The organism is Mesorhizobium sp. YR577 (genome assembly GCF_900116595.1).
Lineage (GTDB): Bacteria > Pseudomonadota > Alphaproteobacteria > Rhizobiales > Rhizobiaceae > Mesorhizobium_M.
Genome location: NZ_FPBI01000003.1, coordinates 151,377 through 162,982, shown reverse-complemented (window position 1 = coordinate 162,982; position 11,606 = coordinate 151,377). Strand labels below are relative to the sequence as shown.

The following is an 11,606-nucleotide window of genomic DNA, read 5'->3' as shown; positions in this document are numbered from 1 at the left end:
AAAAAGATATGGCTTTCCGCGCCGCTTCGTGGCATCCATCACATAGCCAAGGGACGGAGCCTATGATCCTCAAATACGATGAAGTCGTGCGGTCGGGGGTGGCCAAGCAGGTCGCCGACAACATCCGCTCGGCCATTCTGGACGGCAGGCTCAAGATCGACGAGCGCCTGCCGACCGAGGAAGAACTCGCAAAGAGCTTCGGCATTTCCCGGCCGACAGTGCGCGAAGCACTGAAGCGCCTTGCCGCAGAAAACCTCATCCGCTCAAGGCGTGGCCCGACCGGCGGCAATTTCGTCACGCGGCCCGATCCCGAAGGGCTTTCCGCAGCCATAACCGGCGCTGCCACGCTGCTGGTCGGCATCGGCGCTTTCGACATCGACGAGATCATCACCGCACGCCTCGAAACCGAGACGATCTGCTGCCGGCTGGCTGCTGCCAATCGCACGGATGCCGATATCGAGGCGCTCGAATCGGAAATCCGCGTCCAGCTCGATGAGACCATTTCCGATGAAGCCTTCTGCGCTTCCGACGTGCGCTTCCACCGCGCGCTGGTGAATTCGGCCGGCAACGGCCCGCTCAATCTGATGATGTACACGGTGGTCGAGGCCTTCATGCCGATCACCAACATGATCGTTTCGCGGGTGCGCGATCGCCGCGCCGTCGCCGGCTTCCACAAGCAGCTGGCGTCGGCCATCAAAAACCGTGATGCGGTAAAGGCAACGGAGGCGCTTGCCGCCATGCTCGCCTATCTGCGCGACAACTATTCCACCAGTCTCGAACGGCGCGAGCGCGCCTTGGCCGCCCGCGCCTGAGGGCACGATAGCCCTCGTAACAACCACCGGATAATTTGGAGGTACCATGTCCGATACGTTCACCGCACTCATGATCGAAGACGAAGGCGGCAAGCCCAAGGCTGCGTTCAAGCAGATCACCGTTGCCGATCTGCCGGACCATGACGTGCTGGTCGAGGTCGCCTTCTCGACGCTCAACTACAAGGACGGTCTTGCCGTTTCCGGCAAGGGCCGCATCGCCCGCAAACTGCCGATGGTTGCCGGCATCGATATCGCCGGCACGGTGGTCGAGTCGCGCTCCGACAAGTGGAAGGCCGGCGACAAGGTCGTGCTCAACGGCTGGGGCCTCTCGGAAACGGAGTGGGGCGGCTACACGCGCTTCCAGCGCGTCAAGCCGGAATGGCTGATCCGCCTGCCCGACGCCTTCAGCCTGCAGGACGCGATGGCCATCGGCACCGCCGGCTACACGGCAGCCCTTTGCGTCGATGCGCTCGAAGCCTGGGGCACGATCGCTGCCGACCAGCGCGAAATTCTGGTGACGGGTGCGGCCGGTGGCGTCGGCTCGACAGCGATCGCGCTGCTCTCCAAGCGCGGCTACAAGGTGACCGCCGCCACCGGCCGGCCGGAAACGCATGATTATCTGGCCAAGCTCGGAGCGACCGCTTTTGTCGATCGTGCCTCGCTCTCCGAAAAGGGCGGCCCCCTGCAGAAGGAACGCTGGGCCGGTGCCGTCGATTCCGTCGGCTCGACCACGCTGGCTAATGTCCTGTCGCAGACCGTCTATGGCGGTGCGGTGGCTGCCTGCGGCCTCGCCGGTGGTGCCGATCTGCCGGCGACCGTGCTGCCGCATATCCTGCGCAGCGTTGCCCTTCTGGGCGTCGATTCCGTCATGGCGCCGATTGCCAAGCGCGAAAAGGCGTGGGAGCGGCTGGCCCGCGATCTCGACCGCGAAGCGCTCTCCAGCATCACCCGCGTCGAGCCGATGTCCAGGCTGCCGGAACTCGCCAACGAGATCCTGGCCGGTCAGGTGCGCGGCCGCGTTGTGATCGAGATCGGCAAGTAGTTTCTGGCAGGCGGCGGTGTCGTTAGACGATGCCGCCGCTTCCGCCCACAACCGCCGGCCGTTCTGCGGCGACCTTGGCGCGGTAGCCGGCAGCCCGGCAGGCGGCAACCGGGTCGATTGCGCCGCCTGAATCGAGACGCGCCATGGCAAGGATCGGCTCGACGTCGGTCCGGTACGCGACCTTCAGCGTCTGCGTTGCCATCAGTGCATCATTGTCATCCTGAAAGCCCTCCAGCGCCTTGCGATCCACCAGCAAGGCGGCGGCGTAGGCGCGCTGGACTTCGATCGCCGACAGCATCAGGCTCTCGATCGGGTCGGTCACATTGTGGCTCTGGTCGAGCATATGGGCGGGGTCGAATCCCTTGGTGTTGTTCAGCTCGGCATCGACCAGTTCGTTGAAGATCAGGAACAGCCGGTAAGGATCGATCGAGCCGGCGTCGAGATCGTCGTCGCCATATTTCGAATCGTTGAAGTGGAAACCGCCGAGCTTGCCGAACTGGATCAGCCGGGCGACGATCATCTCGATATTGACGTTGGGCGCATGGTGGCCGAGGTCGACGAGGCAGTGGGCTTTCGGCCCGAGCTCCTGCGCGATGAGATAGTTGGTGCCCCAGTCCTGCACGACCGTCGAATAGAAGGCCGGCTCGTACATCTTGTGCTCGGTGAACAGCCGCCAGTCGTCCGGCAGCTCGGCATAGACGGCCTTCATTGCGTCGAGATAGCGCTCGAACTGCTTGGTGAAATTGACCTGCCCCGGAAAGTTCGAGCCGTCGCCGATCCACACCGTCAAGGCCTTCGAGCCGATCGTCTTGCCGATCTCGATGCATTCCAGATTGTGCTCCACCGCCTGCTGGCGCGTAGCGGCATCGGCATGCGACAGCGAGCCGAATTTGTAGCTGAGCTTCTGGTCCGCCGCGTCCGAAAAGGTGTTGGAGTTCATCGCATCGAAGCCGAGCCCGAAGCGGCTCGCCGCCTGCTTCAGCCGGTTGGCATCGGCCTTGTCCCATGGAATATGCAGCGAGACCTTTGGGGTTGCCTGCGTCAGCTGCTGGATGACGGCGCAGTCCTCGATCTTGTCGAAAATGTCGCGTGGCTCGCCGGCGCCCGGAAAGCGCGCGAAGCGCGTGCCGCCGGTCCCGACGCCCCATGACGGCACGGCGACCTTGAACGCCGCCACCTTGTCGCGGATCGCGTCGATGGCAATGCCGCGCCGGTCGAGGCGCTCGCCGAGCGAGGCGTAGTCGCGCGCGAGTTCTGCGCGGCGCTTTTCGTTTTCGCTTTCGACGATGTCGGCGGAGATGATGGTTTCCGTCACTAATAATTCCTCCCAAGCCTTGTCATGCTGGCGCTGCCCCTCATCCGCCTGCCGGCACCTTCTCCCCGTATAGTGACGGGGAGAAGGGAGAAGCGGCAAGGTTGCAGCCAGCCATCCTCTATACGGGGAGAGGATGCCGGCAGGCAGGTGAGGGCAGCGCAAAGGTTGAAGTTTACCGCATTTACCGCGTAAAACTCTGCGCATTGCCCGCATCGACATTGACGATGTTACCCGTGGACTTCGCCGACATGTCCGACACGAAGAAGAACACCGCCTCCGCAATGTCTTCCGGATACACGCTGAGCTTCAGCATCGAGCGCTTGCGGTAATGCTCCTCGAGTTCGTCCGGGCTCATATTGTAGGCGGCGGCGCGCTGTTCGCGCCACTCGCCGGTCCAGATTTTCGAGCCGCGCAGGACAGCATCGGGGTTGACCGTGTTGACCCTAATGCCGAACTCCGCGCCCTCCAGCGCCAGGCAGCGGGCGAGGTGGATTTCGGCGGCCTTGGCGGTGCAATAGGCCGACGCGTTGGGCGAGGCGGCGAGGCCGTTCTTGGAGGCGATGAAGACGATGGCGCCGCCGGTCTTCTGCTTTTTCATCAGGCGAAAGGCTTCGCGGGCAACGAGGAAATAGCCGGTCGACAGGATATCCATGTTGCGGTTCCACATCGACAATTCCGTCTCGTCGATGGGCGCGGAAGACGAAATCCCGGCATTTGAGATCAGGATATCGATGCCGCCGAATTGCTGCGCGGCGGAAGTGAAGGCGTCGATGACGTCCTGTTCGCGGGTCACGTCGAGCCGCACGCTGCGCACGGCATCGGCCGTGTGCCGGCTGGCGAGATCGTCATTGGCAGCGGCTAGTGCGCTTTCGTCGATATCGGCCAGCACCACGCAGGCGCCGTCACGAAGCAGGCGCTCAGCGGTGGCCTTGCCGATGCCGCCAGCGCCGCCGGTCACCAGCGCCACCTTGCCGGCCAGCGGCTTCGGCTTGGGCATGCGCTGGAGTTTTGCCTCTTCCAGAACCCAGTATTCGATGTCGAAGGCCTCCTGCTCGGGCAGGCCCATATAGGATGAAACGCTCGACGCCCCGCGCATGACATTGATGGCGTTGACGTAGAATTCCGCCGAGATGCGCGCGGTGGCCTTGTCCTTGGCGAAGGTGATCATGCCGACGCCGGGCACCAGATAGACGACCGCATTCGGGTCGCGCATCGGCGGGCTCTCAGGCCGCTTGCAGCGCTCGTAATACGCGGCATGGCCCTTGCGATATTCCTCGACCGCTGCGCCGAGGCCAGCCAGCGTCTTGTCGAGGTCGGGCTTTGCCGGGTCGAAATCGACCACCAGCGGGCTGATCTTGGTGCGCAGGAAATGGTCCGGGCAGCTGGTACCGAGGGCGGCCAGCGGCTGCATGTCGCGCGCGGCGACGAATTCCAGCACGGCGGGCGAATCGTCGAAATGCCCGACCTTGCGCTCGGCAGCCGAGATCATGCCGCGTATCGCCGGCATCAGCCTTGCCGCGATCACCTTGCGCTCGGCTGCGGGAAGGGTAGGGCGTACTTCGCCGCCGAAGGCCGCTTTGCCGACGCTCTTTTCCTCGAACCACTCGATCGCCCGGTTGATGATGCGGATCGTCGTCTCGTAGCATTCCTTTGCCGTGTCGCCCCAGGTGAACAGGCCGTGGCTTTCCAGCACGACGCCGGTTGCCTTCGGGTTTTCGCGGCAGAATTTTTCCAGCCAGAGGCCGAGCTCAAAGCCCGGCCGCTTCCAGGGCAGCCAGCCGATCTCGCCGCCGAAAATCTGCTGCGTCAATTCCCGGCTGTTCTTCGCCGCCGCAATGGCGATCACCGCGTCCGGGTGCATGTGGTCGACATGCTTTTGCGGCACATAGGCATGCAGCGGCGTGTCGATGGAGGCGGCGCGCGGGTTGAGATAGAAGGTGCAGTGGGGCAGGTAGCCCACCATCTCGTCCTCGAATTCGACGCCGCGGTAGAGACCTTTCAGCGCTTCGAGCTTTTCCATGTAGAGCGTGGCGAAGCCGTCGAGCTTGATGGTGCCGACATCGCCGCCCGAGCCCTTCACCCACAGCACCTCGACCTGATTGCCGGTCAGCGGGTCCTTCTCCATCGCCTTGGCCGAGGTGTTGCCGCCGCCATAGTTGGTGATGCGCTTGTCGGAGCCGAGAAGGTTGGAGCGGTAGAGCAGGCGCTGCGCTTCCGACATGGATGCCGCCTTGGCCTCATCCCAAAGGTTGGCGAGGCGCTTGGCCGTGCGCGTTTCGAGCATTTTCCATCCTCCCAGAGCCGCGCGAGGGCAGCGCGGAATTTGCCCAAGGCTTTCATGATCGGGGCATTACTGTCAATCAAAAACGATCATGTTCGATCATACTGCGCTGCACAATGAAATAAAATGACTGAAGTTGATTGACAGTGACCGGTATGAATGACCTAATGACCAGCAACGGAGGAACCATGCACGAAAAGGAACGCCATCGGATCATTCTGTCGGCCATCCAGGAAAAGCCTGTGGTGACCGTGCAGGAAATGGTCGATCTGACGGAATCGTCGGAGGCGACGATCCGGCGCGATATCGCAGCACTCCATGTGCAGAAGCGGCTGCGCCGCGTGCGTGGCGGTGCCGAGGCGATCAACCCGCCGCAGTTCATCGGCCTTGCCGGCCGGCCCTTTTCCGTCAACGAAACGCTCAACGCCTCCAAGAAGCGCGCCATTGCCCGCGAGGCGGTCGAGCTTTGCGCCGATGGCGAGCCGATCATCATCAATGGCGGCACCACCACTTTCCAGATGGTGCATTTTCTCACCAACCGGCGCATGCCGATCTTCACCAATTCGTTTCCCATTGCCGAGCATCTGCTCAAGCATTCCAAAAACACGGTGATGCTGTCGGGCGGCACCATCTACCGCGAGCAGAACATCATCCTGTCGCCCTTCGACAATGACGTGACCCGCAATTTCTATGCGCGGCGGATGTTCATGGGCGCGCAGGGGCTGGGGCCGCTCGGCCTGATGGAAGGCGACCCGCTGCTGATCCAGGCCGAGCAGAAACTGATTGATCAGGCCGACGAGTTGGTCGTGCTGGTCGATTCTTCGAAATTCCGGCAGCGCTCAAGCCTGATCTTGTGCGGCCTGGCGCGCATCACCACCGTCATCACCGACGACGGCGTCGAGGACCGCGAAGCCAAGATGCTGGAGGACGCAGGCGTCAATCTGATCGTGGCGAAAAACACGGCATCGAAAATGGAGGAATCTTCGCTGCAGGCGTGAGGGAATTCCCGGTCGCAGCGCTGATGGAATACAACGTCAAAGGGAGGAACTCGATGAACATCTTGAAGAAACTGATGGTGACCGCAGCACTTTCGGCCGCCATGTTCGCAACCGCCGCACATGCCGAAAGCACCAAGATCGCACTGGTCGTCAAGTCGCTCGGCAACGGCTTCTTCGACGCCGCCCACACCGGCGCGCAGGAAGCCGCCAAGGAGCTCGGCGATGTCGAGATCATCTACACCGGCCCGACCAAGGCGACCGCCGAGGCTCAGATCGAAGTGATCAATTCGCTGATCGCCCAGAAGGTCAATGCCATCGCCATTTCGGCCAATGACCCGGACGCACTCGTGCCAGTGCTGAAGAAGGCGATGGAACGCGGCATCACGGTCATCTCGTGGGATTCGGGCGTTGCCAAGGAAGGCCGTCAGCTTCACCTCAACCCGTCGGCCACCGACCTGATCGGCAAGACGATCATCAAGCTCGCCGCCGATTATCTGCCTGAAGGCGGCGACGTGGCAATCCTGTCGGCATCGTCGACGGCCACCAACCAGAACGCCTGGATCGAAGCGGCCAAGAAGGCTCTGCCGACCGACTTTCCCAAGATCAATCTCGTCGCCACCGTCTATGGCGATGACGATTCGGCCAAGAGCACCGACGAGGCCAAAGGCCTGCTGAAAAGCTATCCGGGCCTGAAGGCGATCATCGCGCCGACGACGGTAGGTGTTGTTGCCGCCGCGCAGGTCGTGACCGACGAGAACCTGATCGGCAAGGTCAATGTCACCGGCCTGGCGCTGCCGTCGGAGTTCAAGAAGTTCATCGACAATGGCGCTTCACAGGCCGTGGCTTTGTGGAACCCGATCGACCTTGGTTATTCGGCTACCTATCTTGCCTATGACCTCGCGGTGAAGAAGGACGAGGCCAAGCCGGGTGCCGAACTTTCGATCGGCCGCGTCGGCAAGATCACGCTCGACGACGACAATTCCGCGCCGATGGCCGATCCCTTCACCTTCGACAAGTCGAACATCGAGAAGTTCTCGAAGATCTATTGATCTTCGGCACTCCCCGCCGTGGGGAGGGTGATCGCAGATAGAAGCCGACCCCCACTCCGTCTCGGCTTCGCCGAGCCACCTCTCCCCCGATCGACGGGGGAGAGGAAACGTCTGGAAAGCTGGCGCCCTTCCTCTCCCCTTTTGAGGGGGAGAGGTGGATCGGCGAAGCCGAGACGGAGTGGGGGTGGGCAGTGGCGTATGCGATTGCCCTTCGGGTGGGGTAGAGTTTCGAGAACGCAAAGCAGGATACCGTAATGCTTGCCGACCCTCACGCCGTTCGCATAGTTCGTGACCCTTCCAATAATGGGGAGGGTGAGACGCCGCTTCTGACGCTTTCGGGCATCAGCAAGAGCTTTCCCGGCGTGCGTGCGCTCCACGATGTGGCGCTGTCGCTTTATCCCGGACAGGTGACCGCGTTGATCGGCGAGAATGGTGCCGGAAAATCGACGCTGGTGAAGATCCTCACCGGCATCTACCAGCCCGACGCCGGCGCAATCACCGTTGCCGGCGACGCCGTGACCTTGCCGACCGCCCACGCCGCTTTCGAGCGCGGCATCACCGCGATCCATCAGGAAACGGTGCTGTTCGACGAACTGTCCGTCGCCGAAAACATCTTTCTCGGCCATGCGCCAAAGACGCGTTTCGGCACCATCGACTGGGGCACCATGCGCAGCCAGGCTCGCGAGGTGCTGGACGCGATGGGTGCTGCCCATATCGATCCCGATACGCGGCTGAAGGATCTCGGCATTGCCAACAAGCATCTGGTGGCCGTCGGGCGCGCAATGTCGATCGACGCACGCATCGTCATCATGGACGAGCCGACCGCCGCTCTTTCGGCCAAGGAGATCGAAGAGCTTTTCCTGCTCATCGAGTTCCTGAAAGGCGACGGCAAGGCGGTGCTGTTCATCAGTCACAAATTCGATGAGATCTACCGCATCGCCGACCGCTACACAGTGTTCCGCGACGGTGAGATGGTGGGCGAGGGCCTGCTGAAAGACACCAGCCAGGGCGACATCGTCAGGCTGATGGTCGGCCGCTCCGTCGATCACATTTTTCCGCAGCGCGAGGCCCATATCGGCGCGCCGGTGCTGAAAATTTCCGGCCTGTCGCACCCGACCGAGTTCGACGACATCGGCTTCGAATTGCGCAAGGGCGAAATCCTCGGCTTCTACGGGCTGGTCGGCGCCGGGCGCAGCGAGGTCATGCAGGCGATCGCCGGCATCACCCGCACGAACCGCGGCACGATCACGCTGGAAGGCGAGGCGATCACGCCAAGGTCGGCCGCGGATTCCATCGAAAAGGGCATCGTCTATGTGCCCGAGGAACGCGGCAAGCAGGGCGTCGTCATCGGCATGCCGATCTTCCAGAACGTGTCGCTGCCGTCGCTGAAGCGCACCTCAAAATCCGGCCTCCTGCGTCTGGCCGACGAATTCGCGCTGGCGCGCAAATACACCGAGCGGCTCGACCTGCGCGCCGCCTCACTCAGCCAGGATGTCGGCACGCTGTCGGGCGGCAACCAGCAGAAGGTGGTGATCGCCAAATGGCTCGCCACCGCGCCCAAGGTCATCATTCTCGACGAGCCGACCAAGGGTATCGACATCGGTTCCAAGGCAGCCGTTCACGGCTTCATGGCCGAACTGGTCGCGCAAGGGCTGTCGGTCATCATGGTTTCCTCCGAACTACCTGAAATCCTCGGCATGTCTGACCGCGTCGTCGTCATGCGCGAGGGACGCATTGCAGCGGTTCACGAAAACAAGGGGCTCGACGCCGAGACCTTGGTGCGCACGGCTGCGGGGATTGCTGACCAATGAACGCCCTCCTGAAAAATCGTGAAATCTGGCTGCTCGCCGCGATCCTGTTGCTGATCGGCCTGATCTCGACTCGCTATGGCGCTTTCGCCAGCCCGCGTAACCTCGCCAATGTCTTCAATGACACGTCGATCCTGATGATCCTCGCGCTCGGCCAGATGGTCGTCATCCTCACGCGCTCCATCGATCTTTCCATGGCTTCCAACCTCGCCTTCACCGGCATGGTCGTGGCGATGATCAACGCGGCCTTTCCGGCCGTCCCCGTTCCGCTTCTCATACTGGTTGCCGCCGCCGTGGGTCTGGCGCTCGGCGCTATTAACGGTGCGCTGGTCTGGAAGCTCGGCATTCCGTCCATCGTCGTGACGCTCGGCACGCTCACCATCTATCGCGGCGCGACCTTCGTGATATCGGGCGGCGCCTGGGTCAATGCCGACAAGATGAGCCCGGCCTTCATCGGCCTCCAGCGCGCGCAGATGCTCGGCATTCCGCTGCTGTCATGGATCGCGGTCGCCGTCATCGCACTGTTCTTCGTATTGTTGACGCGCACGCCGCTCGGCCGTTCGCTCTATGCCATCGGGGTCAACCCGACCGCCTCGGTCTATGCCGGCATCGATGTCGGCCGCACCAAATTCGTCGCCTTCTGCATCTCGGGGCTGGTGGCCGGCATCTGCGGTTATCTCTGGGTGTCGCGCTACGTCATTGCCTCGGTCGAGATCGCCAATGGCTACGAGCTCAACATCATCGCCGCCTGCGTCATTGGTGGCATATCGATTGCCGGCGGCATCGGCTCGGTCGGCGGCGCGGTGCTCGGCGCGCTGTTCCTCGGCATCATCAGCTCGGCCCTGCCGCTGGTCAACATATCGCCTTTCTGGCAGATGGCGATTTCCGGCAGCGCCATCATCCTGGCTGTCGTGCTCAATGCGCGCGGCGAACGCCGGCAAGGCCGCATTATCCTCAAGAAGGCGGAAGCAGTATGAGCGCGACCGAAGCCCCGCATGGCCGCCATATCCCCGACCGTCTTGACCGGCCGTTGCGGTCGGCGCTGTTCAGCTGGGAGGCGCTGCTGATCGCGGTTGCCGTCGCGATCTTCGCCATCAACAGCTTTGCCTCTCCCTATTTCCTCGATCCGTGGTCGCTGTCCGACCTCACCTTCAACTTCACCGAAAAGGCGCTGATCGCGCTGGCCATGGCGCTGCTGATCATCTCGGGCGAGATCGACCTCTCGGTTGCCGCCATCATCGCGCTCGCCTCGACCATGATGGGCATGGCCGTGCAATTCGGCGTCGGCACGCCCGGGCTCGTCGCCATCGGCATCGGCGTCGGGCTCGCCTGCGGCGCGTTCAACGGCCTGCTCGTCACGCGGCTCGGCCTGCCTTCCATAGTCGTCACCATCGGCACGATGAGCCTATTTCGCGGCGTCGCCTTCATCATTCTCGGCGACCAGGCCTACAAGGGCTATCCCGAAAGTTTCGCGTTCTTCGGCCAGGGCTATGTCTGGTGGGTGGTGTCGTTCGAGCTTGTGCTGTTTCTGGTCGCGGCGGTCATCTATTACGTCATCCTTCACCGCACCAGCTTCGGGCGGCGCGTCTTCGCCATCGGCAACAATCCGGTCGCGGCGCAGTTCTCGGGCGTGCGCGTCGAGCGCATAAAGTTCATCCTGTTCTGCCTCACCGGGCTGATGTCGGGCATCGCCGCCGTGCTGATAACCTCGCGGCTCGGCTCCACGCGCCCGTCGATCGCCCAGGGGTACGAGCTCGAAGTCATCACCATGGTCGTGCTCGGCGGCGTCAGCATCCTTGGCGGCGCCGGCAGCATTCCGGGCGTGGTGCTGGCAGCGCTCATCATGGGACTGGTCACCTTCGGCCTCGGCCTGCTTAATGTGCCCGGCATCGTCATGTCGATCTTCATCGGCCTGCTACTTATTCTGGTCATCGCGCTGCCGATCGTCTGGCGGCGTCTCATGAAGGAGCGCCCCGCCTGATGGTCGAGAAATACGCGTTCCGCATGCGACTCAATCCCGGCATGAAGGCCGAGTACAAAAGGCGTCACGATGCGATCTGGCCGGAACTGACCGCACTTTTGAAGGACGCCGGCGTCTCTGATTATTCGATCCATCTGGACGAGGAGACCAACACTCTGTTCGGTGTGCTGTGGCGCAGGCAGGATCACGGCATGGCCGACCTGCCGAACCACCCGGTGATGAAGCGCTGGTGGGCGCATATGGCCGACATCATGGAAGCGAAGCCGGATAACGAACCGGTGGCGGTGCCGCTCGAAACCGTTTTTCATATGGAATAAGCG

At 62.6% G+C, this 11,606-nt stretch carries 10 protein-coding genes; 8 read left to right on the top strand and 2 right to left on the bottom strand.

Annotated elements, in window-relative coordinates; translation table 11 throughout:
• Positions 1-62 precede the first annotated feature (62 nt).
• Entirely contained in the window at positions 63-812 is a 750-nt protein-coding gene (locus BM413_RS05990) for a FadR/GntR family transcriptional regulator (protein WP_091911406.1), read from the top strand.
• A gap of 46 nt (positions 813-858) precedes the next feature.
• The gene (locus tag BM413_RS05985) at positions 859-1,854 is read left to right on the top strand and encodes an acrylyl-CoA reductase (NADPH) (protein WP_091911405.1); all 996 of its coding nucleotides are present in this window, start codon (positions 859-861) and stop codon (positions 1,852-1,854) included.
• 22 nt (positions 1,855-1,876) lie between these two features.
• Here the strand turns inward: BM413_RS05985 and rhaI are convergent, their stop codons facing one another.
• Together rhaI and BM413_RS05975 are read right to left on the bottom strand one after the other, a co-directional pair.
• On the bottom strand, positions 1,877-3,169 hold the full coding sequence (rhaI, locus tag BM413_RS05980) for an L-rhamnose catabolism isomerase (protein ID WP_091911403.1): 1,293 nt from the start codon (positions 3,167-3,169) through the stop codon (positions 1,877-1,879).
• Positions 3,170-3,350: 181 nt separating this feature from the next.
• Positions 3,351-5,453 carry a bifunctional rhamnulose-1-phosphate aldolase/short-chain dehydrogenase gene (locus BM413_RS05975; RefSeq protein WP_091911401.1) on the bottom strand — a complete coding sequence of 701 codons (2,103 nt, stop codon included), beginning with the start codon at positions 5,451-5,453 and terminating at the stop codon, positions 3,351-3,353.
• A gap of 185 nt (positions 5,454-5,638) precedes the next feature.
• On the opposite strand from BM413_RS05975, the gene BM413_RS05970 reads away from it, so the two are divergent.
• From BM413_RS05970 to rhaM, 6 genes are all read left to right on the top strand, one after another.
• Positions 5,639-6,448 carry a DeoR/GlpR family DNA-binding transcription regulator gene (locus BM413_RS05970; RefSeq protein WP_091911399.1) on the top strand — a complete coding sequence of 270 codons (810 nt, stop codon included), beginning with the start codon at positions 5,639-5,641 and terminating at the stop codon, positions 6,446-6,448.
• 53 nt (positions 6,449-6,501) lie between these two features.
• Positions 6,502-7,497 (top strand): rhamnose ABC transporter substrate-binding protein, encoded by a 996-nt coding sequence (gene rhaS, locus BM413_RS05965; RefSeq protein ID WP_091911397.1) that lies wholly within the window; start codon positions 6,502-6,504, stop codon positions 7,495-7,497.
• A 254-nt stretch (positions 7,498-7,751) separates the two neighbouring features.
• Positions 7,752-9,308, top strand: a complete 1,557-nt coding sequence (locus BM413_RS05960) for a sugar ABC transporter ATP-binding protein (protein ID WP_091911395.1) — start codon at positions 7,752-7,754, stop codon at positions 9,306-9,308.
• Positions 9,305-10,282, top strand: coding sequence for an ABC transporter permease (locus BM413_RS05955; RefSeq protein WP_091911393.1), 978 nt, complete (start codon positions 9,305-9,307; stop codon positions 10,280-10,282). The genes BM413_RS05960 and BM413_RS05955 overlap by 4 nt, the downstream gene beginning before the upstream one ends.
• Positions 10,279-11,286, top strand: a complete 1,008-nt coding sequence (locus BM413_RS05950) for an ABC transporter permease (RefSeq protein ID WP_091911391.1) — start codon at positions 10,279-10,281, stop codon at positions 11,284-11,286. The genes BM413_RS05955 and BM413_RS05950 overlap by 4 nt, the downstream gene beginning before the upstream one ends.
• Positions 11,286-11,603, top strand: coding sequence for an L-rhamnose mutarotase (rhaM, locus tag BM413_RS05945; RefSeq protein WP_091911389.1), 318 nt, complete (start codon positions 11,286-11,288; stop codon positions 11,601-11,603). The genes BM413_RS05950 and rhaM overlap by 1 nt, the downstream gene beginning before the upstream one ends.
• Positions 11,604-11,606 lie beyond the last annotated feature (3 nt).

Coding starts and splice junctions, on each gene's coding strand:
- BM413_RS05985 (WP_091911405.1), top strand. CDS start 859: ATGTCCGATACGTTCACCGCACTCATGATCGAAGACGAAGGCGGCAAG.
- BM413_RS05955 (WP_091911393.1), top strand. CDS start 9,305: ATGAACGCCCTCCTGAAAAATCGTGAAATCTGGCTGCTCGCCGCGATC.
- BM413_RS05960 (WP_091911395.1), top strand. CDS start 7,752: ATGCTTGCCGACCCTCACGCCGTTCGCATAGTTCGTGACCCTTCCAAT.
- BM413_RS05950 (WP_091911391.1), top strand. CDS start 10,279: ATGAGCGCGACCGAAGCCCCGCATGGCCGCCATATCCCCGACCGTCTT.
- rhaS (WP_091911397.1), top strand. CDS start 6,502: ATGAACATCTTGAAGAAACTGATGGTGACCGCAGCACTTTCGGCCGCC.
- BM413_RS05975 (WP_091911401.1), bottom strand. CDS start 5,453: ATGCTCGAAACGCGCACGGCCAAGCGCCTCGCCAACCTTTGGGATGAG.
- BM413_RS05990 (WP_091911406.1), top strand. CDS start 63: ATGATCCTCAAATACGATGAAGTCGTGCGGTCGGGGGTGGCCAAGCAG.
- BM413_RS05970 (WP_091911399.1), top strand. CDS start 5,639: ATGCACGAAAAGGAACGCCATCGGATCATTCTGTCGGCCATCCAGGAA.
- rhaM (WP_091911389.1), top strand. CDS start 11,286: ATGGTCGAGAAATACGCGTTCCGCATGCGACTCAATCCCGGCATGAAG.